Here is a 22,080-nt window from a genome sequence, read left to right as displayed (position 1 = left end):
TCCTGGGTGTTGCCCTTCTGCGGGGTGGCGATCTTCTTGCCCTTGAGGTCGTCCAGGGTCTTGATCTTGTCCGGGTTCACCACCAGCTTGACGCCACCGGAGGCGGATCCGGAGATGATCCGCAGGTTCTTGCCCTTGGACTTGACGTAGGCGTTGATGGACGGCGAGGGGCCGATGAAGCCGATGTCGAGGGAGCCGCCGTTGAGGGCCTCGATCTCGGACGGGCCGGCGTTGAACGCCTGCGGCTTGATCTTGGTGCCGCCGAGCTCCTTCGCGATCAGGCCCTCCTGGAGGCCGACCAGGGCGGTGGCGTGCGTGAGGTTCGGGAAGTAGCCGATCCGGACCTCGGAGGCGGACAGCTTCTTGCCGTCGGCCGCCACGTTGGCCTTGTCCGAGGACTCGTCCTTCTTGGCGTCGGAGCCGTAGCCGCAGGCGGTGAGCAGCAGGGGAAGGGCCGCGGTGACGGCGAGGGCGCGCAGGGGGGTGAGCGGTCTGGCGGGAGACACGGAAGTGTCCTTTCGCGGGATGGTGTTGAGAGAGGTTGAGAGAGGTTGAGAGAGGGTGGGAGAGCGGGGGAGCGGTACGGAGAAGAACGACGCGAGGCCGTCGGCACACTGCCCCCGCTTCCCGTCATCGGCGGCGGGATCGCGGTCGCAGGCCGGGGAAGGGCCGGGTTCCGGCCGCCCGGCGACGGACGTCGAGCCCTGGCACCGGACGGCCACGCCCAGAGGCAGACGCTCGGCGAGGCCGGCCGAAGGGCCGGCCGGCGGAGGCCGGAGTGGACCGGCGCCTGTCACGCACGACGCGTGGCAGCGGGGACCGGCGGAGGTGTGTCAGCCGAGCTGACAGCGACAGATGGCGCTGGACGTACGGACCAGGTCGATGTGGCGGCGGCAGGTCAGAGGCAGCGTCCGGCCCACGTGGTGCGGTGTTCGCACGGCCACCTCCCTGAATCCGAGTTTTCCTACCTGGTTGGTAGGCATCTTGGCAGAGGCGGGCACCGGCCCCAAGAGGGTGACCGTATCGTGGACGTTCATGTCCCGCTATGCGAGAACATGCAGGTGGGAGCCAGGGTCAGGGATTGGTCCAGGCCGCGGGGGTGTCGGCCAGCGCCGATACGTCGGCGGGCAGGTCCGACGACGCGACGTCGGCGAGCGTCACGCGATCGAGGATCTCGCGCACATTGGCGCGCAGCGCGATCCAGACGGGGAGCAGCGACTCGGCGGGGCCGGTGTAGGACAGGTCCGGTGGGCGGACTCCGCGCACCGAGACGAGCGGTCCCTCCACGACACGGATGACATCCGCGATGGTGATGGACCAGGCGGGCTTGGCCAGCCGGTAGCCGCCGTTGCCGCCTCGCTGGCTGAGCACGAGACCGCCCCGGCGCATGTCGTTCAGGATGCCCTCGAGGAACTTGTGCGGGATGCCCTGGGCGTCGGCGATGGCTTCCGCCTTCACCGGCCCGTCATCCTGTGACGCGGCGAGCTGCAGTGCGGCACGTACCGCGTAGTCCGCCCTGGCTGAGATCCGCATACGGACATTATCTTGCACGGCTGCCGCCGGTGTCGGTCACGGGTGGCAGCCGGCGGCCGGGCACGCGCTCGTGCCCGGCCGCCGGCGGGCTCAGGCGCGGATCCGGGTCCCCTGCGTGCGGTGCCCGGCGTCAGCGGAAGGCCGCCGCCACCGCGCGGTGGGAGCCGTTGAGGTAGTGCCGGCCGATGGAGCGCAGGCGGTGCGCGACCGGGTGTTGGGCTGTCAGTACTCGGGCGTTGCGCCAGAAGCGGTCCAGACCGGGGGCGTCGGCGAGCTCCAGAACACGGGCGGTGATGTGCAGGGCGGCCTTCGACGTCACGGCTTCGGCCGTGGCGACCAGGGCGGTGACGTCCGCGGGTTCGTCGTCACCGAGCTGCGCACCCGCGCCGAGGGCCTGCGCCATCACCTCGGTCGCACGGTCGACCACGACGGTGGCCGTCTGTGCGGCAGCGGCGAGTTCCCCGTACGTGAGCAGCAGGTCCGGGTCCTCGCCGGGCAGCCGGTACGCGCGGCCGCCCCTGCTGAGGTCGCGCGCCTCGGTGAGGGCGGCCTCTGCGATGCCGAGGCCTACGTGACACAGGGCCAGCCGCAGCGCCGGATCGGCCAGCGCCGTGAAGGGTGCGGTCGACTCCATGTCGTGCGGCCGGCGCCCCAGCACCTGCCCCGGCGTGACCGTGACCCGGTCGAGGACGACCTCGCCCGCACCGGCGACGCGCTGCCCGAGGCGGTCGTGGGCGGGTTCGACGGTCACGCCCCGCGCACCGGGCGGGATCCGCACGACCAGGACGTCACCGGTCGCGGCGCAGAAGGCGTCCACCACGATCTGGTCGGCCGCGGCCACCGCCGTGTCCACGGACCGGCGCCCGTTCAGCACGTAGCCGGCGGTGCGCGGCCTCAGGGTGAGGCCGGGGCCACCGGTCTCGTCCTCGGCTCCCGGCGCGTGGACCGCGCCGGTCCACAGCCACTGCTCGCGCACCGACTCCTCTTCGAGGGCCGTCGCCTGATGGTGACTCGCGTAGAAGCGTCCGCTCCAGGCGTGTACGTAGTGGCGGGCGAGCAGGTCCCCGACCGAGCTGTCCGCCGTGGCGATCTCCCGTATGACAGCACACCCGGTACGCCAGTCCGCCCCGCGGCCGGGTCCGGGCGGGGTGAGTGCGGCCGGCAGCCCGGCCTCACGGAGCCGGGCCGTCTCGTCGACCGGCGGCTTTCCCGCCTGATCGCGGACGATGGCGTCCGCGGCGAGGTCCTCCGCCACGTCACGGGCGGTACGCAGCAGCGCGCGGTGCCGCTCGTCCGCGGACCGGTGGCCGGCGGGGCTCGATGTCGTCGGCACCGGCGTCACCGACAGGCCCGGGTGCCGCTGTGTGGTGCGGGGGCTGGGCGGACAGCGGTTCCATGGGCGATGGCGGTGGCGATGGCGTTGGCGGTGGTCATGTCAGCTACTCCGGAACGTTGTCGTGTGGTGGCGGAAGGCTTCCGCGAACCGAGCACTCTGCGGGCAACGGCTGCCTTCGGGGCGCAGGGATACCGGTCGTGTCCGCGCCCAGCGAATCCCACTTTTCCTATCGGATTGATAGGAATCCTGCGGGCCGAAGCGGCCTTCCGGCAAGGGCTTGACCGAATGGCGGACAGTGCGATCTTGAAATGGAAGACGGTGGCAGCCGCCTCACCACCTCTCGCGGTCGGCCTCCTGCGCGACGCCCGAGCGGCCCGGCCCCGACGCGTCCTCGCATCACCGCCGGGCCGGCGACGGGCGCACCGCCGTCCTCAGCGGGACGGAACGGTGACGGTCCGGGCGTTCCATCCGGAGACCCGTACGCGCGGGGCGGCCCCGCCCGTCTCTCCCGGCTCGGCCGGCCGGCGGGTGGCGGTCAGCTCCACCGATTCGCCCGGCCACAGCGTGATCTGGTTGTCGCTCCACCGGACCGGCAGCAGGGGCGTCCCGCTCGCGGACACCAGGTCGACGTCGGTGAACAGCGCGGGTGCCCGGGTGGTGCCCGGATGACGGAGGGTCACCGTCGTCGTCGACACCCCGGACCCGCTGACCGTCGTCGTGGCCGTCGCGTCCAGGGAGACCGGGGGCATCGAGTTCAGCCCGGTGAGATCGGCGTAGGCGGTGGTGGGGGTGTGGTACCAGTCGGCGTCGGCGTGTGCGAGGACATCGCTGCGGGCGGAGAGCCAGTAGACGTTGCGGCTCAGTTCCCGGCCGGCACCGTCGGTGAGCAGCAGCCGGGCCAGGTGGGTCGTGTCCCGACCGGCGACCGTGGCGGGGACGGTCAGCGAGGTCGTCGTGACCCCGCCGCCCTCGACGCTCACACCGCTCACCGTGCGGTCGTACGTCTGCGTCCCGTCCGGGTTGAAAAGGGTGAGCCGGGCGTTGAGCCCGGAGACGTCCGTCGTCCGGTTGTTCACGACGCTGACGGCCCGGTTGTCGTAGCCGTACTGCACGTGCAGGGGCTCGTTGGCCTTCTTCGCGCCGAAGTAGGCCCCGTTCTGGTCCAGGTACCGGTCGATGAGCTGCCAGTGCAGCGAGGTCCAGCCGCTGTTGAGCATCCAGTAGATGACACCCGTCGCGGGCGCTTCGGTGTCCTTGGCGTTGCGGGAGTACGCCTCGAACTGCGCCCGTACGTTCTCGTACTGGGCCAGCTGTGCCTTCCGCAGGTAGTCGCCGAGGTCCGCCGGGCTTCCGTAGCGGCCGGCGAGCGCGGCGTTGTACAGGGCGAGCGTCGAGAAGGTCCGTGAGGGTGAGCGGTGGTACTGGGGAGCGGACGGCTCCTTCCAGAGGGTCTCCAGCTCGGCCGGGGTCAGCATCCGGCGCAGCGTGTCCAGGGTGGGGATGCTCGGACCGGCACTGGTCTCGGAGTTGAAGCCGGAGGCCCCGCCGGCACGCTTGTCGTACCAGTAGGCGGGCGGTACCCAGTCGTAGGGACCGGTCATCTTCATCCCGGACCGACCGGTGACGGGTGCCGACGCCCCGGAAGCCGAAGGGACCACGGGCACGTCCCAGTCGGCGGCCTTCAGCGCTGCGAGGTATTCCGACTCGATCTCCGCGTCCGGCGCGGCGTCGCTCCCGATGAGGAACGAGACCACACTGGGGTGGTGGCGCAGCCGGGCCGCTTCCGCGGCCATCGAGGCCCGGGCGACGGCATGGTCGGCATCGTCCCACTCCTCCCCGGATCCATCGGGGTTGAAGTCGCCTTCCCACTTGTTGCAGCACTCCCAGCCGGCAAGCACGAGGATTCCGTAGCGGTCCGTGAGGTCGAAGAACTCGTCGGGCTCCAGGTGCCCTTCCAGGCGCAGCGTGTTCAGCCCCAGGTCGCGTACGTACGCCAGGCGGTCCTCGGTGTACGTGCGGTCCCAGCGCAGGAACGCGTCGGGGGACCAGCCCGCGCCCTTGAGCAGCAGCGGGCGGCCGTTGATCCGGTACTGCCGCGCGCCGTCGGCGTCGATCGGTGCGCGCACCTCACGGATCCCGAAGGCCGAGCGGACGGTGTCGGAGGCGGTCCCGTTCACCGTCACCGTCAGGTCGAGGTCGTACAACGGCTGCCCGCCCATCCCGGCCGGCCACCACACGCGCGGCGACCGCAGGCGGAGCCCGGGGTGGTCGGCGGCCGAGAAGACGACGGTCCTGCTCTCCCCTGGGGCCAGTGTCACCTGCCGGGTGAGGGCGGCGGGTCCTGCCGCGCCCGCGACCACCGCGGTGACGGTGTCCGACGAGTCGTTGCGCAGGAGGGCCTTGACCGTCAGGTCGGCGGTGTCCATCGAGGGCATGGCCAGTGCGGTGACGACGTGGGCGTCGCGCAGGACCACCGGCCCGCTCCGGCGGACGACGACGTCGCGGACGATGCCCATGTTCCGGTCCGGCGGCGGCTGCAGCCAGTCGAGCCAGCCCGTGGTGAGGTGCTTCTTCGGATCGTTGGGCCGGATCCGGAAGGCGACCGTGTTGGTGCCGGGACCGACCAGAGCGGTGACGTCGAGCTCGTGCCGGGTGTAGGCCCCCGCGACGGTGTCCGCCGTGGCGACCCGGCGGCCGTTGACGTAGACGTCCGCGGCGGAGATCACCCCGCTGAAGTCCAGGTACGTACGCGCTTCCGGGCCGGTGACCGAGAAGTCGGCCCGGTACCACCACGGGACCTCGAAGTCGGCGGCGGGGATCAGCTTCTGGTTCGTGGAGTGGAAGGGGTCGGGGTGGACTCCGGCCGACAGCAGGGCGGCAAGGACGGTGGAGCGTGGACCGGCCCGGTACCAGCCCGTTGTCGCGTAACCCGGCCTGGACACCTCTTCCGGCGGGTCCTCGACCAGCGCCGTCGACTGGATCATGAACCCGCCCAGGGCCGTACCGGAGCCGGGACCGCCCGCGGCCACGATCGGCGCCTGCGGGCCGAGCGCCGCCCGCGCGGTGGAACCGGCCGGGGCGAGGGCGGCGGCCAGGACGAACAGCGGTACGAGGAGCAGGGCGAGGCCTGCCGGACGGCCGGATCGGAACGCGAAGCCGCGGTGGCGGGCCGGCGCCGCCACGTCCTGTCGTTGCCGCATGGTGACAGCATGCGGCCCCAGCACCGCCGGGCAGCGCCTCACATACCGGACATCGCCCGATCGCACCAACCAACGGCCTCGCCGGCCGGTGGGCCCGTGGGCCCGCCGAGTGAAGGGCGCTAACGCTCCGTTTCCGCGCATGCGGAAGCAGCGGCCTGCACGAGGTTCTGCTCCAGTCGTTCGAGCGCGAGCAGCGTCGCGGCGCGCTCCTCATCGGTGAGGCCCGCCGTCGAGAGCTCCTCGAGTCGGCTCCAGACCTGTTCGACCTCCCGGCGCAGAGCCTGGCTGGCAGCCGTCGGCTCGATGAGCGAAGCGCGCTTGTCGGTGGGCGAGGGCCGCCGGCGGACGAATCCGGACTGCTCCAGACGCCGTACGGTGCGGGTCATGGTGGCGGCGTCGGAGTCCAGCAGCCGCACCAGGTCGGCCTGCCGCTGGGGGCCGAGCTCCCACAGGTGCATCATCACCAGCTCCTGACCGGGATGCAGGCCGATGCGCCGCAGGAGCTGTCCGGCGAACATGCGGTGCAGACGGGCCAGGCGGAAGATCGCGTGGCTGACCGGCCCGCCTCCGGCCGCGGCGGGCACCGGGACAGAGCCCGTCCGCGCTCTTCCCGTGGGCTCGCTTCCCGCCTCCACCGCGGATTCCGTCATCGCTCCCTCACTCCCTCACTCCCTCGCTCCTTCACTTTCCTGCTCGATCAGCATGATCCTACCGCGCAGACCCCCAGGGCTTCACGGCCCGGGAGGCGGCGCGTACCCAGCAGGGAGGAATCCCAGCTCAGAGGCCCATCCTCAGCTGCATGTCGCCCGCCGGGAATCAATCCGAAGCAGTTACTTGTTCGGGCAGGTGATTTACTTGTTCGGGCAGGTAACTGCTGCGGTGAGTGCAGCGGAGACCGCCGAGCACCCATCACCACCCATCACCACCCATCACCACCCATCCCGAGGAGAAACGATGACCACTGCATTCGATCCGATCGTCCTGGGCGGCACCCGCCTGGCGAACCGCCTGGCGATGGCACCGATGACCCGCAGCCGCGCCTACGGGCCCGGCGCCGAGCCGACCGAACTGATGGCCACCTACTACGCGCAGCGCGCCAGCGCCGGCCTCATCGTCACGGAAGGCATCCAGCCCTCCCCGGTCGGCCAGGGCTACCCCGACACCCCAGGCCTGCACACCTCCGGCCAGGTGCGGGCGTGGCGGACGGTGACCGACGCCGTGCACCGCGAGGGCGGGGTGATCTTCGCGCAGCTCATGCACACCGGGCGGATCGGACACCCCGTCCTGCTGCCCGACGGTCTGGTGCCGGTGGGCCCGTCGCCGGTGGCCGCCGAGGGCCGGGTCTACACGCACGAGGGGCCGAAGGAGTTCGTGACTCCGAAGGAGCTGAGCGAAGCCGGGATCCGGCAGACGATCGCCGACTTCGCCACCGCCGCACGCAACGCGGTCGAGGCCGGGTTCGACGGCGTGGAGATCCACGGCGCCAACGGCTACCTCATCCACCAGTTCCTCGCGCCCAACACCAACCACCGCAGCGACGCCTGGGGCGGTGACACCAAGGGCCGTATCCGCTTCGCCGTCGAGGTCGTCACCGCCGTGGCCGAGGCGATCGGCAGCCACCGCGTGGGCCTGCGGATCTCGCCCGGAAACCGGTACAACGACATCGCCGAGGACGACCCCCGCGACGTCTACCTCGCCCTGCTGGACCGGCTCGCCGGCCTGGACCTGGCGTACCTGCACCTGATGGAAGGCCCGGACGGCAGCCTCACCGCGCAGCTGCGCGCGGCGTGGCCCGGCACGTTCGTCCTCAACCCGTTCACGTACCCCGATGCCACCGGCGCCGACGCGCTCGAGCTCATCGAGGACGGGAGCGCCGACCTGGTGGCCTACGGCGCACTGTTCCTGGCCAACCCCGACCTGCCCCGGCGCCTCGCCGCCGGCGGTCCGTTCAACACCCCGGACCAGGCGACCTTCTACGGCGGCGACCACCGCGGCTACACCGACTACCCCACCCTCACCGCCCGATAGGGAGTTCCCGATGTCCAAGGCGATCACATTCACCGAGTACGGCGCACCGGAGGTGCTCCGGCTGTCGGAGGTCACCACGCCGGACCCCGGTCCGGGCCAGGTCCGCATCCGGGTGCGGGCCGCCTCCGTGAACCCCCTCGACATGAAGATCCGTTCCGGTCTGATGGCCGGCACCGTCCCCGCCCGCTTTCCCGTGATCCCCGGCCTGGACGCGGCCGGGGTGGTCGACGCCGTCGGCGAGGGAGCCGATGCCGCGGTGGGGGACGAGGTCCTCGGCGCCACCGTGGGCGGCAGCTACGGCGAACAGGCCCTGCTCGAGCGGCCGGTGGCCAAGCCGGAGGCCCTGTCCTGGGAGACCGCCACCTCCCTGGTGACCGTCGGCCGGACCGCGTACCGCGTCCTCGGGGAGCTGGGCGTGCCGGCGGGGCGGACCCTGCTCGTCCACGGCGCCGCCGGCAGCGTGGGCGCCCTCGCGGTGCAGCTCGCCGTGGCCCGCGGCATCACCGTCATCGGAACGGTCGGCGAGCGCGACATCGACCGCACCACCGCGCTCGGAGCCACGGCCGTCCGCTACGGCGACGGGTGGACGGAGCGGGTGAAGGCGGCGGCTCCACACCGAGTCGACTTCGTCTTCGACGCCTCCGGCGCCGGCGTGCTCGCCGACTCCGTCGCCCTGACCGGCGACACCGCACACGTGATCACCATCGCCGACATGTCCGCCGCACAGCATGGTGTCCGCTTCAGCACCGGCGCCGGCGACCGGGCCGGGGACGCCCTGCCGGAACTGGTGCGCCTGGCCGCCGCCGGCAAGCTCACGGTACCGATCTGGCGTACGTACCCCCTGGCGGAGGCGGCACGGGCCCACGCCGACCTGGAAGCCCACCGCAACCACGGCAAGGCGGTCCTCGTGCCCTGACCCCCTGCGCCCGGCCGGCGCCGGGGCGGGTCGCGCAGGAACCGGCGGCCCGCCCCGTCGCGGCCGGGAGTCCGTGCCGTCCGCCCCACCTGACGGCACGGCAGAGCCGACCGGCGCGGGCGAGGCCCGGCGAACGCGAGCTGATTGGCCGACGGTTGGATGCCGTGATAGGACGGTCCGGTCCGATGATCAATTCTTCGAGGGCCCGCGTCTGCACGGCGGTTGCGATTCCGGACCAAACTCAGGCGACTTCCTCCCTGGGCGTCATCGTCGTCGCGTGGACGATCAGGCAGCCGTTGGGCCAGTGGAACCAGCAGGTCCGCAAAGCCCGACGGACCGCCGGACCGCCATCCTGCGACGCCGTCCGACCGTCACGGCCTTCGACACATCCGGAAGGAATCCTGCATGACCGACCCGTCACACCCCGCCGACCCGAGCGCCGCGCCGAACCCCCTGCGCAGCGTGTACCTCCGGCTCGTCGCCGAGGAGTCGATACCCGCGGAAGCACGGGGGCACTACACGTACCTCCGCCCGCTGGCCACCGACCTGCTCGCGGGCATCGCCCTCGACACCCCCGAGAACGTGCGCATCCTCACCGACGACGAGGTCCGTCTCGTTGAGTGGGACGTCCTTGTGACGGCCGCGCGCGCCAACCTGCTCGACGAGCCGGCCGACTACGACACCATCGACCTCCCGGGCGGCGCGGTCCTCCACATCCTCGGCCACCCGGAATCGGTGTTCGCGGCCAGCAAGGCGCTGGTCTTCGACGAGGCGGTGCGTGCCGCCGGAGGCCCCGACCTGCCGGCCGATGGAGTGCTGCTCACCGTCCCGAACAGGCACAACCTCGTCTTCTACCCCCTCACCGACAGTCATGTGGGCGAGGCGGTCAACGCCCTCGCACAGTTCGGGCAGGGCGCCTACGAGGACGGCCCGGGGCGCATCTCGCCCCGCGTGTTCTGGTGGCGCGCCGGCACGTTGACCTCGATCACGTCCGTCGACCCGGAGGCCATGGTCATGAGCATCACCCCGCCGGACGAACTGCTGACGATCATGCGCCGCCTGGCCCTCGCCGGCGGTTGAGGAACGGCCCCGGGGCCGGGGCCGGGGTCGGCAGCATCATCCCGCGGCCGCCCCCGCCCTCCGTCCCCGGCTTCACCGCGCCGAGCCGGGGATGGAGGGCGAGGGAGAGAAGTGGATCTTCTGAGGCCCCTTCCCGTCGCCCGCCCAGTCGAGGAACAAGATCACATCCGTGAAGAGGCGGTAGCGGCCGGGCCAGCGCGAGGAGTAGGAAGCGGGAGTAGTGGACCCGTCCTTCGCCTTGTTGAGACGCTGCGCCAGGTCGGTGCGTCTCGTGACGGCCAGACCGCCCCCGACGATCATCGCCGTCACTTCGGCGTTCGTGCCGCCCGGACGGAAGATGAGCCTCCGGCCGGTGGAGGCTTCCGGCAGGTCCCAGGAAACCGTCGCCCAGTGCCGGACGTCCGCACCGGATCCGGTCACGCAGGCCTTGACGGAGAAATCCCAGTTGTCCGGCCAGGGCCCGCTGTAGGCGGGGTTGTCGACGGTCTTGGACGACACCGTGCACCGCTCCACCGCCTGCGCCGGGCCGGTGCCTGCGGCCCCGGCGATGACGCAGGCCGCCACCAGTACCGCCGAAAACCGCAGGGCAGGGGTCGTCCTGAGCATGAGGTATACCTCCATTGGTCGAGTGACCAGGTCAACGAGACGGCACCAAGAAGGAATCGCGCCGACGGCGCCCGATTCCACCGCCCCCCAAGGCAGAGCCCGGGCCACCACGCTCATCGGCCGAGGAAACGTGACTGCTCATCCCCGCCGTGTCACGGCCCACTCCTGCCGGCCCGCGCGGCATGGGCGGTTACCGTGACCCGCATGACGACTGACGCCACGCCACCCGCGAACCTCGCATCGATGCCCAGGGCCGAGTTCGCCTTCCCCGGCCCGCTGCGCGACCAGCTCGTCGCCGCGATCCTCAACGGTTCCAAGACCTCCACCACAGCACTCCTTGCCGACTACGAGCACGAGGGGGAGCCCCTGCCGGAAGTCGGGAGCCGATCGGTGGTCATCGACTCGGATGACCGTCCGGTCGCGGTCATCGAGATCACCGGTGTGCGTGTCGTCCCGCTGGCGCAGGTGGATCTCGCTCACGTGGTGGACGAGGGGGAGGGGGACACCAGCGTGGCCGAGTGGCGGGCGGGCCACGAGCGGTTCTGGCACAGCGAGGAGATGCGCGCTGCGCTGGAGGACCCCGAATTCACCGTGGACGACACGACGCCGGCGGTTCTGGAACGCTTCCGCCTCATCACCGACCTCCGCCTCGCCGATCAATCATCCGCCTATCGCTCACCACGCGGTTAGAGCGTCCTGGAGGCCGCCGCGAAGCTTCCCGGTCCGCGGCAGGGTGAGGTGCCGCCGGGGCGCCCGGCCGAACGTCTCCAGGGGAGGTCGCGGCGAGGGCCCGGCCCGGGGGCCGGCGACGGTCTGTGCACCACTGACCTGGCACGATGCCCCCATGGAAACCGGCTTCCCGTGGGGGTCCACCCCGACCGTCGATCTCCGTCTGTGGCGTTCCGACGCCATCGTGCTGTTCGACTGGCTGATGAGCACCGACCTGAACACCGTACCGATCACACATCCGGCTCAGAAGCAGGCCCTCGCAGACCTGATGGCACGTCTGGAAGAAGTGGATGTCATCGAGTCCACCGAGGAAGAGATCGCCGCGGCCCAGGAGGAGGTGGCCAAGGACATGGGCTGGTAGTGCACCGAGGTCCCTGGCCCGGCCCGGGCCCGTCGTCCTCGGCCGCACTCCGGCGGTGACCGAGGCGCCCGACTCAGGGCCCACCGGCGACGTCGGCTGCCTGATCAGAGCCTGATGACATGATCGGAGCATGATCAGTGAACCCGGCCGGTCCGGCGCAATGAGGTATGTCCTGTTCGACGTCGACGGCACGCTGATCGATGCCGTGGACAATCAGCGCCTGGTCTGGCGAACGTGGGCAGAGCGATACGGGCTGGACGCCGATGAGGTCTACCGAGTGGCGCTGCGCACGAGGCCGATGGAGACCTTCGCGCAGGTCGCTCCGGACCAGGACCCTCGCAAGTGCCTCGCTGCACTGCACGAGCTGGAGGACGAGGACGTCCGCTCCGGCGTCTATACGGCCTTCCCCGGCGCCTCGGAGCTGTTGAGCACCTTGCAGCCCGGGACCTGGGCGCTGGTGACGTCGAACTATGAACACCGGGTACGGGGACGCTTCGCACGGACGGGACTGCCGGTCCCGGAGGTTCTCGTGGATGCGGCGGCCGTGGAGGAGGGCAAGCCGTCGCCGGTCCCGTACCTGCAGGCAGCCGCGCGGCTCGGTGCCCGGCCGGAGGAATGTCTGGTCATCGAGGACGCCCCCTCCGGGGTGCGCTCCGGGCTGCGTGCCGGAATGACGGTGTGGGGCGTCAACGCCCCCGCAGCCGTGGACGGCGTGCATCGCCACTACGGCACCTTGCACGAGGCGGTCCGCGACATTCTCGACTTCTCCGCCGGACCTCACCCGCACACCGGCTGGAGCGACCGGCCACACTGAAATGACCTTGCCGCGGTTGGAGTGATCACGGCGTCGGAGCCGTCTTGAACAAATCCGTCAACGGTGTGCCCTGGGCGTCCCGCGCGCGGGCGGATCCGTTGGCACGGGCCCCGGCTCCCACGTCGTGCCGAGCGCAACCACCGTCCCGAGGCACGTGGCGAGGTGTTCCCGACACCCTTCCGTCCGCCGGGAGGGTGTCCCCGCACGGGCGGCCGTTTCGGCCGGCGGCCGTGTCGCTGCCGGCGGTGCCGTGACCGACCGGGCCCGGTGCCGCCCTACCGCAGAGCCGCCGCCAGCAGATCGGTGCCCAGCGCCGTCAGATCCGACAGGTTGAGGCTGTAGCGGACGTACCGCCCCTCCCGCCGGGCCGTGAGGAGTCCCGCCTGCCGCAGGAGGGCCACGTGCCGGGACACCTCCGGGGGCGTCAGGTCCCATGCGTGGGCCAGTTCGCCGTTGGTGTGCGGGCCGCGGGCCAGGGTGCGGAGCAGACGCAGCCGGGCCGGGTGGGCGAGGGCCTTCAGCCGCAGGGTGACCGTTTCCAGGGAGACGGGCTCCGACGGGCCGGGCCCGTCCACCGGGTACTGGACCACCGGCTGCCAGCCGGGTGCATGGACCATCGCCAGGTGCGGCCGGCCGAAGACGCTCGGGATGAAGGTGACACCGCCGCCATGGGCGGTCGTCGCCTTGTCCAGCAGCTTGTCCACGAGGATGGCTTCGCCGTCCGCCGCCAGGGTGACCGCGCCGGACACCGAGGCCAGGGCCGCCCCAAGGCCCTGGCGCTTGAGCAGGTCGTTCTTCAGCCGCAGGTCCGTGGCGATCCGGACGGCGACTTCGGCCCAGGCCGTGTCGAAGAAGGCGCCGGCGCAGGCCTCCAGGGTGTCGCGGACACGTGCTCGTACTGCCGCCGGATCCGCGAGGAGCCGCTCCGCGAAGGCTTCCTGGCGCGGGCCCCGGGCCTGGGCCAGATCGAGGGCCAGATCGCGCGTGGCGGCATCGGTGAGGGGCGACGGGGAGGCGAAGTGGATCCGGTTGCCGCACGTGGTGATCAGCGCCGCCGACACGTACCGCTCGTCGTCGATCCCGTCCACGTCGTCCAGTTCCTCCCCGAGGGTCCGACGGGGCCGGGCCGGCAGCATGAAGTCGGCCTGGGACGTGCGCCAGAGGAACTCCGCCTCCCGCAGCCGCTCGGCCAGCCCCGGCCGCAGGCCGGCCCACACATCGGCGGCCCACGCGGCGAACTCCGGATGGTGGTCCGGTTCGGCGAGCACGTGCAGCATCGCGGTCAGCTCGGCCAGCGGGGACGCGGCGAACCGCAGCCCCTCGGACGGCACACCGCCGATGTCGATCCTCAACGTCATCCGCACATCATCCCCACCCCGCCGGACGGCGCCGACGACTGTTGACGATCTCCGTCAACCAACGTGCCCGCCCAGGCTCCCGAACGCACCGTTCACCCATGCCCGTCACGAGCACTCCCCCCGCCCCCACGCCCTCCCCGGCTCCGAAGGTCCGGCCGCGCGCCCTGCTGCGCGCCTCCGGCGGCCCGCGCTACGCCGTCGCCCTGGCCGTCGACGCCCTCGGCACCGGTCTGCTGCGGCCCTTCCTCCTCCTCTACGGAGTCACGGTTCTCGGCCTGTCCGCCACTGCCACCGGCCTCGCCATGACAGCCGGCATCGTCATCGGCCTGGTCTGCATGCCCGCCGTCGGGAGGTGGCTGGACCGGGGTGCCCGCAGCACCGTCGTCGCCGCGTCGATGCTGATCCGCGTGCTGGGCGTGGCCGTACTGGTGGCCACCCCGCCCGGACGCGTCTGGCCGTTCACCGTCGCGGCCCTCCTCCTCGGCATCGGCAACCAGGCATGGCCGGCCGCCCACGCGGCCCTCGTCGCCACCATCGCCCACGGGCGGGAACGCGACACCGCCCTCGCGGCAGGACGCGCCCTGCGCAACGCCGGCCTGGGAGCCGGGGCGCTCCTCGCCATGGCCTGCCTGGCGGGCGGAACCTCCGCCCTGCAGGCGCTGGCGGCGGCCACGGGAGCCGCGTACCTGGTTGCCGCCGCACTGGCTTGGTCGGTCCGCGTACGCGCGGCGCGGCCCGGGGACACGGCGGCCCGCTCCCTCCCATCGGCGGGGCAGGAGGGACCCCCGCCCCGCATGCGCGCCCTCCTGGCCGCCAACGTGGTGTACGTCTTCTGCCTCAACGTCCCGGAGATCGCCCTCCCGTTGGTCCTGCTCACACAACTGCACGCCTCGCCGGTGTGGTCGGCGGCGATCTTCGTGGCCAACACCGTGCTGGTGGTCACGCTCCAGGTACCGGTCACCCTCCTGATGTCCCGCTACGCCCGGCGCACCGCGCTGACCATCGCCGGCGTCGTCCTCGCGGCCTCGTACCTCGGCTTCCTCGCGGTCACGTCCCTCGGCGACGGCGACGGCGACGGGCACGGCTGGGCCGCGGCCGGCGTGGCGGCCGTCTCCGTCGTCTGCACCCTCGGCGAGATCGTCTACGCCGGCAGCGCCACCGCCCTCGTGACGGCCCTCGCCCCGCCCGGGGCCCTGGGACGCACCCTCGCCCGCTTCGAGCTCTCCTCCGGCTTCGGCCTCGCCGTCTCCCCGGCCGCCATCACCGCCCTCGCCCCCCACGGCCCGACAGCCCTCTGGGGCACCCTGGCCGCAGCAACCCTCCTGTCCGCCACAGCCGTCGCCACCGAAGCGGACCCCGCAGCACCGAACGGAACGCCCCCGACCGACTCGCCCGGCGCTGCCCGGGGCCGCTCAGCGGCCGGTCCCGGCAGCCACGACAACATCGCCGAGTGCCACGGCGGATGAGCCAAGGGCTCCAAGCTCCGGTCAGCCGCGGTGCCGGCGGCGCCGTGGAGCTCTCCTGGGGACTCGGCCCGCACGGCGATGCCCCCGGGGCAGACTGCGGGGCGGCCGGGGGCGGCCGTTGGCAGCTTCCTCGCCGGAAGGGCGGTCTCACACCTCGGAGGGCGTACCGCTGCCGTGGCGTTGCCGCTGGCGGTGTTTGCGCATGGACACCTGGGAGCCGCAGCCGGTACTGCAGTACAGCCCTGCCCCGTTGCGGGTGCGGTCGAAGAAGCCGAAATGGCAGGGGGGGTTCCGGCATGCTTTGATGCGCCCCCAGTCGCTGCTCTGCGCGAACGTCGTCACCGCGGCCAGTACGGTTCCGAACACGCGCGGCACCCCCGCCTGCGGCGAGGCCAGCTCGGCACCGCCGGCCGTGACCACCGTCGCCAGCGGGTAGAGCGAACCCACACGCCGCAGGTGCCGCTCGGCACGCAGCAGCGGCTCACCCAGGCTTTCCTCATCGCCCGAGTGCGCGAGCAGCACAATCACCAGGGCATCACGCAGCTCGCGCGCGACCGCGGCGTCGGCGTCGGTCACCACGGTTTCGCCACCGAACTCGTCGCGCTCCGCCAGCCACGCCGCGAACGAGTCCCCGTCCCCGAACAACTCCCGGCGACCCGAACCGTCCGCACGCGTGTTCACGAACGCGAGAACGGTCTCCACCGTCGGCGTGACGGTGCGCGGGCTGGGTTTGGGGGATCCGGCTGCCGTAGTGATCACCCTCCCACAGTACATCAGCGTGAGCGGCGCTAATCCATCTAGTAGGCAACGAACTGATCAATCCAGGTTGACTCGTTGCGAGCTAACGACTTACGGTCGCAACATGAACGGGACATCCAACCACCAGACCCACCTCCGGACATGGCTGATCACCGGCGCGACGTCCGGCATCGGCCGCGAACTGACGCGACAGGCACTGGAGAACGGCGAAACCGTCTCGGCCCTCGCCCGCGACACCTCCTCCCTGGACGAACTGGCGCAAGCGCACGGTGAGCGGCTGCTCTGCCTCCAGGCGGACGTACGCGACGAGCGAGCCGTCCGGGACGCAGTGGACGGCACGCTCGCACGGTTCGGCCGTATCGACGTCGTGGCCAACAACGCGGGATACGGACTGTTCGGAGCCGTCGAGGAGGCCTCCGACACACAGGCCCGTGCCGTGTTCGACACCAATGTCTTCGGAGTGCTCAACGTGCTGCGCGCCACGCTGCCGGTGCTCCGCGCCCAGCGGTCCGGGCACATCCTCCAGGGCTCCTCGGTCTACGGGCAGTCCGCCCATCCCGGCGTGGGTCTGCTGGCCGCCACCAAGTACGCGGTCGAGGGGCTGTCGGACGCGCTCGCGGCCGAGGTCGCACCGCTCGGCATCAAGGTCACGATCATCCAGCCCGGGATGACCGCGACCCCCTTCCTCGCCAACCTCGACGTCGCAGCCGGCCTGGACGACTACGACCAGACCGTCCGCGAGGTCCACAAGGGCATCGGAGAGCTGCCGGCATCCGCCTTCTCCTCCGCGGCGCGGATCGCCGCAGGTATCCGGACCGCAGCCGACAGCCCCAACCCTCCGCTGCGCCTGGCCCTCGGCGCCTCCAGCGCGACGGGCATGCGCCCCGCTCTGGAGGCACGGATCGCGGACCTGGACACCTGGCAGCGCGTGACCGACGCCGTCGACAGGTACTGAGCCACGAATCCCGCCCGGCCGTGACCAGTGGGTCCGGGCCGCTTGGGGTGGAGCGCCCGGTCCCGGGGCCTACATGACGCTCAGAGGCGCCCCTTCCCGCCCCGCGACGGGGCGGGAAGGGGCGCCCCTCACGGGGTGTAGCCGATCCAGTTGTGGGCGACGTTGCCGCCCTGGCAGGTCCACTGGGTGGCCACCGCGTTGTTCTCGATGCTGCCGCCGTAGATGGTGATGCACTTGCCGCTGTTGACGTTGCGCAGGGTGGCTCCGCCGGCGGTCCCGGCCACCTTGGTCCAGCTCTGCGCGGTGCTGCCGTTGCAGGTCCACTCGTTCAGCACGGCGCCGTCGGAGGTGCTGCCGCCGTACACGGTCAGGCACTTCTTGCTGTGGAACTGCCGGATCGTGTCGCCGACCCAGTACCAGCTCTCGGCGGTGTTGTCGTCGCAGGTCCACTGGACGACGTTCGTTCCGTTGTTGAGGCTGCCGCCATAGGGGAGCAGGCACTTGCCGCTGTTGACGTTCCGGAACCGGACGGTGGTGATGGGGGACGGGGTCCGGGCGAAATCGAAGACGAGGCGCTGGGGCAGGGCCTCGCTCGACTGCGCCACTTCGTTCACGCCGCGGAAGCGGTCGGAGGGCGGGTCGTAGTCGAAGTTCTGCGTCATGTCCGGGACGGCCGTCACGACGCTCGGGTATCCGCCGGGCGCGGCCTTGTGGATGCACGCGGACTCGCGGTAGCCGGTTTTGATGGCCGCAGGGCAGATGCCGCTGACGTAGAAGGTGCCCTGGACGTTGACGGCGCCCTGCATGCTCCTGATCGGCGAGAGCCACGCGCCCAGGGCGGGCGCGCCGCTCTTCGGCAGGCCGGTGGCGAGGTCGAACGGCCACCGGACGATCCGGCCGGGCGTGGGGATTTCCTTGTCCATCCACTCCGAGGACAGCAGAGCGCCGTTGGCACGGTCCAGGCTGAGGGAGGTCAGGCATGGCTCGTTGCCCGTCGCCGCCGTGCAACTGCTGCTGGTGACGGCCGTGGACCGGTACGTGTAGGCCACCGGGAGGACGAAGTCGAGGCCCTTGGGCCCAGCCCCGGACACGCGCATGAGGTCCGCGAGGCGGAAGACCTCGAGGTTCTTCCCGCTTCCCACGAGAAGATTGTCCTTGTACCAGACGACGCTGTCGCCGTGCGTGCCCCCGGAGGCCGTCACCGCTCCGTTCGGGGCCAGCGTGGCAAGGAACACGTCGAAGTACCGCGGAGTGGAAAGGCTCCGGTCGACGAACCGTACCTTCGCATAGTTGCCGACGGGCTGCAGGGGGTCCGGGATGGGGTTGTTGCTGGCGTCCCTCTTCTCCGGGCCGTGCCACGAGACAACCTCCCAGCGCTTGCCGCGCCACCAGCCGTCCGTGGTCTCGGTGTGGGGCAGGGCGAACCCCTGGGGGGCCTTGCCGTCCGAGCCGCTGTCGTCGGCGGTGTTGTCCCAGCAGTACCCGTTGGGGGCTGCCCCCGGGTGGATGGGCTCGGGGAAGCACAGGCCGTTCTTGGCGTACGCGCCATCGGTGACGGCCGACAGGTCGGTCCTGGTCAGGGTGGGGTTGGCGGCGTAGCCGGAGGCTATGTCACCGGTGGTGTCGACGCGCAGCTCGAGCTTGAACCCGCTCGCGTCGATGGGCTCGAACCAGGACTGGGCCTGAGCGGTCCCCGTGGCGAGCGTGGTGCCGGTCAGCACCAGCGCGCCCACGACGGCGAGGCGCGCCACGCGGCCGACACCCCGGCGCAGACCGGAAGGGAGTATTCCGAATTTCATGGCGCCGAGAATGTCATGTGCCGATCACCTGTAGATCAGCGGGGTGCACAGCCCTCCCGGACCCCAAAGCGGAGCGGCCCGCGTGCGCTCTATGGAGCCCAGCGGCTCCGGGACAGGGCGACGAGCGGCAAGCGCGCAGGCCGGCCTGCTGCCCCGTCGTACCTTCGGGCGTGTCCATCGTGTGACCGCCATCACGACGGCCGGTGTGTGCCAGGTGGTTTGGCCTGGCCCGGGGGCAAGCGGCCATTTCGGTCGACCGAGCCAGATGCCAGAGCGGGCCCCGAAGGGCTCCAAGTCCGGGTCCTTCGATCACTCCGATGGTCCCTCACTGCTACGCCCCCTTCACCCTGGCCTTGGACAGTTGCTCGATCCGTTCCGGCGTCAGTGTGGTGGCCCGGGGGCGCTGGTTGGCGAGGCGGTCCGGTCCGAAGGCTTGGCCGCAAGCGTGATGTTGACGGTGTGGCAGGGTGGTGGGGCATGTGGGCCTTCGGGGCCTGTGGACGCGAGAGAGGTATGTCATGAACGAGGCCGAGCTCAGGGCGCTGTTCGACGAGATCGACACGGACGGCGACGGGCGGATCAGCATCGTCGAACTGGCGGAGGGGTTCAAGGCCGAGGGCGCCCAGGGGAACCTCGCTGAAGAGGTCAAGAAGGCGATGACGGCCGACGCGAACCACGACGGGGTCCTCGACTTCGAAGAGTTCCGCACCCTGCTGAAGTAGCGGCAGGCCTGACAGCTTGAGCGCCTGAGCGCCTGACAGCTTGAGCGCCTGAGCGCCTGACAGTCTGAGCGCCTGGGCAAGCCTCAGGGGAGCCTGGGCAAGCCCTTCCCCAACGGGGCTTGCCCAGCTCCCGCGGCGGGCGCGCGCCCGGCGCTCAGGACGTCGGCGTGGACCGGGCCCGGACCCCTGGCAGCGCCTCGGCGACCTCGGCTGGAGACATCCCGAACCTCAGCGGCCCCACCCCGGTTCCGGACCACAGCTTCCAGCGCTCCCGCTCGACATCCGCACTCATCCATCCACCCCACATCTGACCGGCCCTCATCCATGTCCATTGCTTGATCGCATGCACACGGCCAAGGGCCAAGGTGCCGACTCCGGGATGGCTCGGCGTCCCAACTGCCCACCGGGACCCGGCAGATCACACCACCTCGGCGGCGGATAGCATCACGTGGCCCCATCTCCCCCCATCCCCAGGAGTCCCCCCATGCACCGCACCCCTGGCTTCCCCCTCTCCCGCCGCGGCCTCATACGCACCGGTGCCGGCGCCTCGCTCGCCCTGCTCGGGCTCGGCGCCGGCGCGCAGACCGCCGCGGCCGACGTGGCCACCACCAAGCGGTTCGACCTCACGCAGCCGTCGTACGACCTGTTCCGCTCCAAGGACACGCACGGTCCGCGGGTCCAGCAGAGCTTCGCCTTCGACTGGGTGAACAAGTACCTCTTCATCGCGACCAAGCGCGACGGCAGTCCCGAGTCCGCCGGCGACCTGTGCATCAACAAGATGGACTTCGACGGGAACTACATCTCGTACATGCACCTCAACGGCTTCGGCCACGGCGTCGCCTTCGCCGCCCTGCCGAGCGGTTCCGAAACCGAGCTGTGGATCGAGTGCGCCGCGAACACCAACGGGTACGGCACCGCGCTCGCCCCCATCCGCTACGCCCCCAACACCACCCTGGGCTCGCCGGCCGCCGCGGCCGCCTACCAGCCGATCGCCGGAGCCACCGAGTACACCTGCTCCGTCGACCCGGTCTACCAGCGCATGATCGTGCGCTACCACACCAGCGCCGGCAAGCGCATCGCGGTGTACCCCCTCTCCGCCTTCCAGACGCGCAGCTTCGGCTCCCCGCTGGCCGACTTCAAGCAGCCGTCGATCCCCGGCACTCCGCAGGGCTACACGCTCTACGGCTCGTACATGTACTACCTGACGGGTGACGCGTACCCCGGCGACGGCACCCCCACCGGCGACGGCAACTCCTACGTCACCAGCATCGACATCAACACGGGCACCGTGAAGCAGGGCCCCGTCCTCACCAAGGCCGGCTCCACCCTCCACCACCGCGAGCCCGAGGGCCTGGCGATCTATCGCACCGATGCCGGCGAGGCCCGCCTCTTCATCGGCTTCGCCACCGGCGAGGAAGGCGACCGCCGCTCCAGCATCTTCTACAAGAACGCGCTGATCTGACCCACGCCGGCCCGGCGGCCGACCCGGCGGCCGACCAGCGGCCGTCGGGCCGGCCGGCGACTTCGACTGCTCCGGCGAGGACTCCCGACCGGCGCCGCGCGAAGTCCTCATATCCGGCGGCGCCGGGGCGCCGGGCGGCATTCGCTGTCCGGCACCGCGCGCCCCGCCGGGCCACCGTCACGTGAAGGGCCGGGGGCTACCGGCAGGTGGTCAGGGCGGCGGCGGTCCCCGGAGCGCAGATCCCCGGCAGCAGCGTCTCCTTGACCTCCTGCCAGCGCTCGACGATGTCGGCCCGCTGGTGCAGGGCGTCGGAGATGTGCTGGACGCCGAAGAAGGCGGCGACGACCACCCGCGCCAGGACCTCCGGCCGGCACTCCGGGCGCAGACCTCCCTCGGCCCGCGCGGCTTCGAAGAGTTCGGTCAGCAGCGCGGTCCACCCCACGAAGGGGGTGGGGAGCGGGACCTCGATGACGGAGCGTTCCAGCTGGAGGCGCGCGCTCGCCTGGACGAGAGGATCGTCGCGGAACACCTCGGCGACCCGGTCGAGCAAGGTCACCACCGTCGCCATCGCGGAGCGTCCTTCGGCCCGCGTCTCCTCCACCAGTGCGGGCCACAGGGCGTAGTGCTCCTCCACCACCGAGGCCGCCAGGTTCTCCTTGCTGGAGAAGTGGTGGTAGATCGCCCCCTTGGTGATCTGCGCCCGGCGGGCGACGCTCATCAGCGAGGTGCTGCGGAACCCGTTGGCGGCGAACTCCTCGGCTGCCACTCTGAGGATCGACCGTCTGGTCTGTCTTGCCCGTTCCTGCTGCAGGGGCGGTCCTTCCTGAGCCAGCTTGCCACCCCAGCGAGCCGCTTCGATCCGGTCTCCCATGTGTCCCCCTCGCGCAGACGTTGTCGTTGATCGTTTGAGAATATACCTTCCGGAAGGTAGATTTCTGGTTCGAGGGAGCGTCGGA

Annotated in this window: 22 protein-coding genes; 10 read left to right on the top strand and 12 right to left on the bottom strand. The window is 71.3% G+C overall.

Going from position 1 to position 22,080, the window contains the following annotated elements:
• From ACGFQ9_RS35620 to ACGFQ9_RS35595, 6 genes are all read right to left on the bottom strand, one after another.
• On the bottom strand, positions 1-506 hold a 506-nt coding region (locus ACGFQ9_RS35620; protein ID WP_393579756.1), incomplete at its 3' end, for an ABC transporter substrate-binding protein.
• A 327-nt stretch (positions 507-833) separates the two neighbouring features.
• Positions 834-983, bottom strand: a complete 150-nt coding sequence (locus ACGFQ9_RS35615; protein ID WP_393579760.1) for a putative leader peptide — start codon at positions 981-983, stop codon at positions 834-836.
• A 91-nt stretch (positions 984-1,074) separates the two neighbouring features.
• A complete protein-coding gene (locus tag ACGFQ9_RS35610) occupies positions 1,075-1,533 on the bottom strand; it encodes an RrF2 family transcriptional regulator (RefSeq protein WP_393579755.1) in 459 nt (152 codons plus the stop codon).
• Between the two features lie 130 nt (positions 1,534-1,663).
• On the bottom strand, positions 1,664-2,866 hold the full coding sequence (locus tag ACGFQ9_RS35605; protein ID WP_393579753.1) for an acyl-CoA dehydrogenase: 1,203 nt from the start codon (positions 2,864-2,866) through the stop codon (positions 1,664-1,666).
• A gap of 434 nt (positions 2,867-3,300) precedes the next feature.
• On the bottom strand, positions 3,301-6,069 hold the full coding sequence (locus tag ACGFQ9_RS35600) for an exo-beta-D-glucosaminidase (RefSeq protein ID WP_393579751.1): 2,769 nt from the start codon (positions 6,067-6,069) through the stop codon (positions 3,301-3,303).
• Between the two features lie 119 nt (positions 6,070-6,188).
• Positions 6,189-6,719: a MarR family winged helix-turn-helix transcriptional regulator gene (locus ACGFQ9_RS35595; RefSeq protein ID WP_393579749.1), complete on the bottom strand. Its 531-nt coding sequence runs from the start codon at positions 6,717-6,719 to the stop codon at positions 6,189-6,191.
• 304 nt (positions 6,720-7,023) lie between these two features.
• Between ACGFQ9_RS35595 and ACGFQ9_RS35590 the strand changes: the two genes are divergently transcribed.
• The 3 genes from ACGFQ9_RS35590 (at position 7,024) to ACGFQ9_RS35580 (ending at position 10,093) form a co-directional block, all read left to right on the top strand.
• Entirely contained in the window at positions 7,024-8,097 is a 1,074-nt protein-coding gene (locus tag ACGFQ9_RS35590) for an alkene reductase (RefSeq protein ID WP_393579748.1), read from the top strand.
• Between the two features lie 10 nt (positions 8,098-8,107).
• On the top strand, positions 8,108-9,013 hold the full coding sequence (locus ACGFQ9_RS35585) for an NADP-dependent oxidoreductase (protein WP_393579746.1): 906 nt from the start codon (positions 8,108-8,110) through the stop codon (positions 9,011-9,013).
• Positions 9,014-9,418: 405 nt separating this feature from the next.
• Positions 9,419-10,093 carry a hypothetical protein gene (locus tag ACGFQ9_RS35580; protein WP_393579745.1) on the top strand — a complete coding sequence of 225 codons (675 nt, stop codon included), beginning with the start codon at positions 9,419-9,421 and terminating at the stop codon, positions 10,091-10,093.
• Positions 10,094-10,165: 72 nt separating this feature from the next.
• Here ACGFQ9_RS35580 and ACGFQ9_RS35575 read toward each other — a convergent pair whose 3' ends face one another.
• Positions 10,166-10,699: a hypothetical protein gene (locus ACGFQ9_RS35575; RefSeq protein ID WP_393579743.1), complete on the bottom strand. Its 534-nt coding sequence runs from the start codon at positions 10,697-10,699 to the stop codon at positions 10,166-10,168.
• A gap of 204 nt (positions 10,700-10,903) precedes the next feature.
• On the opposite strand from ACGFQ9_RS35575, the gene ACGFQ9_RS35570 reads away from it, so the two are divergent.
• From ACGFQ9_RS35570 to ACGFQ9_RS35560, 3 genes are all read left to right on the top strand, one after another.
• Positions 10,904-11,389 carry an ASCH domain-containing protein gene (locus ACGFQ9_RS35570; protein WP_393579741.1) on the top strand — a complete coding sequence of 162 codons (486 nt, stop codon included), beginning with the start codon at positions 10,904-10,906 and terminating at the stop codon, positions 11,387-11,389.
• 154 nt (positions 11,390-11,543) lie between these two features.
• Entirely contained in the window at positions 11,544-11,789 is a 246-nt protein-coding gene (locus ACGFQ9_RS35565) for a hypothetical protein (RefSeq protein WP_393579739.1), read from the top strand.
• 130 nt (positions 11,790-11,919) lie between these two features.
• On the top strand, positions 11,920-12,603 hold the full coding sequence (locus tag ACGFQ9_RS35560) for an HAD-IA family hydrolase (RefSeq protein WP_393579738.1): 684 nt from the start codon (positions 11,920-11,922) through the stop codon (positions 12,601-12,603).
• Positions 12,604-12,878: 275 nt separating this feature from the next.
• Here ACGFQ9_RS35560 and ACGFQ9_RS35555 read toward each other — a convergent pair whose 3' ends face one another.
• Positions 12,879-13,961, bottom strand: a complete 1,083-nt coding sequence (locus ACGFQ9_RS35555; protein ID WP_393579737.1) for a DUF5937 family protein — start codon at positions 13,959-13,961, stop codon at positions 12,879-12,881.
• 98 nt (positions 13,962-14,059) lie between these two features.
• Between ACGFQ9_RS35555 and ACGFQ9_RS35550 the strand changes: the two genes are divergently transcribed.
• Positions 14,060-15,427, top strand: coding sequence for an MFS transporter (locus tag ACGFQ9_RS35550; RefSeq protein WP_393579735.1), 1,368 nt, complete (start codon positions 14,060-14,062; stop codon positions 15,425-15,427).
• Between the two features lie 147 nt (positions 15,428-15,574).
• On the opposite strand, the gene ACGFQ9_RS35545 is transcribed toward ACGFQ9_RS35550, so the two are convergent.
• A complete protein-coding gene (locus tag ACGFQ9_RS35545; protein ID WP_393579734.1) occupies positions 15,575-16,186 on the bottom strand; it encodes a CGNR zinc finger domain-containing protein in 612 nt (203 codons plus the stop codon).
• Positions 16,187-16,289: 103 nt separating this feature from the next.
• On the opposite strand from ACGFQ9_RS35545, the gene ACGFQ9_RS35540 reads away from it, so the two are divergent.
• Positions 16,290-17,141, top strand: a complete 852-nt coding sequence (locus ACGFQ9_RS35540) for an SDR family NAD(P)-dependent oxidoreductase (RefSeq protein ID WP_393579732.1) — start codon at positions 16,290-16,292, stop codon at positions 17,139-17,141.
• 128 nt (positions 17,142-17,269) lie between these two features.
• Here ACGFQ9_RS35540 and ACGFQ9_RS35535 read toward each other — a convergent pair whose 3' ends face one another.
• Positions 17,270-18,940 carry an RICIN domain-containing protein gene (locus ACGFQ9_RS35535; protein ID WP_393579731.1) on the bottom strand — a complete coding sequence of 557 codons (1,671 nt, stop codon included), beginning with the start codon at positions 18,938-18,940 and terminating at the stop codon, positions 17,270-17,272.
• A gap of 467 nt (positions 18,941-19,407) precedes the next feature.
• Here ACGFQ9_RS35535 and ACGFQ9_RS35530 point away from each other — a divergent pair, with 467 nt between their 5' ends.
• A complete protein-coding gene (locus ACGFQ9_RS35530) occupies positions 19,408-19,662 on the top strand; it encodes an EF-hand domain-containing protein (RefSeq protein ID WP_393579730.1) in 255 nt (84 codons plus the stop codon).
• A 154-nt stretch (positions 19,663-19,816) separates the two neighbouring features.
• On the opposite strand, the gene ACGFQ9_RS35525 is transcribed toward ACGFQ9_RS35530, so the two are convergent.
• On the bottom strand, positions 19,817-19,954 hold the full coding sequence (locus tag ACGFQ9_RS35525; protein ID WP_393579728.1) for a hypothetical protein: 138 nt from the start codon (positions 19,952-19,954) through the stop codon (positions 19,817-19,819).
• Positions 19,955-20,146: 192 nt separating this feature from the next.
• Between ACGFQ9_RS35525 and ACGFQ9_RS35520 the strand changes: the two genes are divergently transcribed.
• Entirely contained in the window at positions 20,147-21,124 is a 978-nt protein-coding gene (locus ACGFQ9_RS35520; RefSeq protein ID WP_393579727.1) for a teichoic acid biosynthesis protein C, read from the top strand.
• Positions 21,125-21,320: 196 nt separating this feature from the next.
• Here ACGFQ9_RS35520 and ACGFQ9_RS35515 read toward each other — a convergent pair whose 3' ends face one another.
• Complete coding sequence (locus ACGFQ9_RS35515) at positions 21,321-21,995, bottom strand: ScbR family autoregulator-binding transcription factor (RefSeq protein ID WP_393579725.1); 675 nt, start codon at positions 21,993-21,995, stop codon at positions 21,321-21,323.
• Positions 21,996-22,080: the final 85 nt, after the last annotated feature.

This window comes from Streptomyces sp. NPDC048603, assembly GCF_043199475.1.
Lineage (GTDB): Bacteria > Actinomycetota > Actinomycetes > Streptomycetales > Streptomycetaceae > Streptomyces.
The sequence above is the reverse complement of the archived record's forward strand: the minus strand, read 5'-3'. Positions and strand labels throughout refer to the sequence as shown.

Excerpts from the sequence above, each read along its gene's own strand:
- ACGFQ9_RS35615 (WP_393579760.1), bottom strand. The coding sequence starts at position 983 with ATGCCTACCAACCAGGTAGGAAAACTCGGATTCAGGGAGGTGGCCGTG.
- ACGFQ9_RS35610 (WP_393579755.1), bottom strand. The coding sequence starts at position 1,533 with ATGCGGATCTCAGCCAGGGCGGACTACGCGGTACGTGCCGCACTGCAG.
- ACGFQ9_RS35600 (WP_393579751.1), bottom strand. The coding sequence starts at position 6,069 with ATGCGGCAACGACAGGACGTGGCGGCGCCGGCCCGCCACCGCGGCTTC.
- ACGFQ9_RS35595 (WP_393579749.1), bottom strand. The coding sequence starts at position 6,719 with ATGACGGAATCCGCGGTGGAGGCGGGAAGCGAGCCCACGGGAAGAGCG.
- ACGFQ9_RS35590 (WP_393579748.1), top strand. The coding sequence starts at position 7,024 with ATGACCACTGCATTCGATCCGATCGTCCTGGGCGGCACCCGCCTGGCG.
- ACGFQ9_RS35585 (WP_393579746.1), top strand. The coding sequence starts at position 8,108 with ATGTCCAAGGCGATCACATTCACCGAGTACGGCGCACCGGAGGTGCTC.
- ACGFQ9_RS35580 (WP_393579745.1), top strand. The coding sequence starts at position 9,419 with ATGACCGACCCGTCACACCCCGCCGACCCGAGCGCCGCGCCGAACCCC.
- ACGFQ9_RS35575 (WP_393579743.1), bottom strand. The coding sequence starts at position 10,699 with ATGCTCAGGACGACCCCTGCCCTGCGGTTTTCGGCGGTACTGGTGGCG.
- ACGFQ9_RS35570 (WP_393579741.1), top strand. The coding sequence starts at position 10,904 with ATGACGACTGACGCCACGCCACCCGCGAACCTCGCATCGATGCCCAGG.
- ACGFQ9_RS35565 (WP_393579739.1), top strand. The coding sequence starts at position 11,544 with ATGGAAACCGGCTTCCCGTGGGGGTCCACCCCGACCGTCGATCTCCGT.
- ACGFQ9_RS35560 (WP_393579738.1), top strand. The coding sequence starts at position 11,920 with ATGATCAGTGAACCCGGCCGGTCCGGCGCAATGAGGTATGTCCTGTTC.
- ACGFQ9_RS35555 (WP_393579737.1), bottom strand. The coding sequence starts at position 13,961 with ATGACGTTGAGGATCGACATCGGCGGTGTGCCGTCCGAGGGGCTGCGG.
- ACGFQ9_RS35550 (WP_393579735.1), top strand. The coding sequence starts at position 14,060 with ATGCCCGTCACGAGCACTCCCCCCGCCCCCACGCCCTCCCCGGCTCCG.
- ACGFQ9_RS35540 (WP_393579732.1), top strand. The coding sequence starts at position 16,290 with ATGAACGGGACATCCAACCACCAGACCCACCTCCGGACATGGCTGATC.
- ACGFQ9_RS35535 (WP_393579731.1), bottom strand. The coding sequence starts at position 18,940 with ATGAAATTCGGAATACTCCCTTCCGGTCTGCGCCGGGGTGTCGGCCGC.
- ACGFQ9_RS35525 (WP_393579728.1), bottom strand. The coding sequence starts at position 19,954 with ATGAGTGCGGATGTCGAGCGGGAGCGCTGGAAGCTGTGGTCCGGAACC.
- ACGFQ9_RS35520 (WP_393579727.1), top strand. The coding sequence starts at position 20,147 with ATGCACCGCACCCCTGGCTTCCCCCTCTCCCGCCGCGGCCTCATACGC.
- ACGFQ9_RS35515 (WP_393579725.1), bottom strand. The coding sequence starts at position 21,995 with ATGGGAGACCGGATCGAAGCGGCTCGCTGGGGTGGCAAGCTGGCTCAG.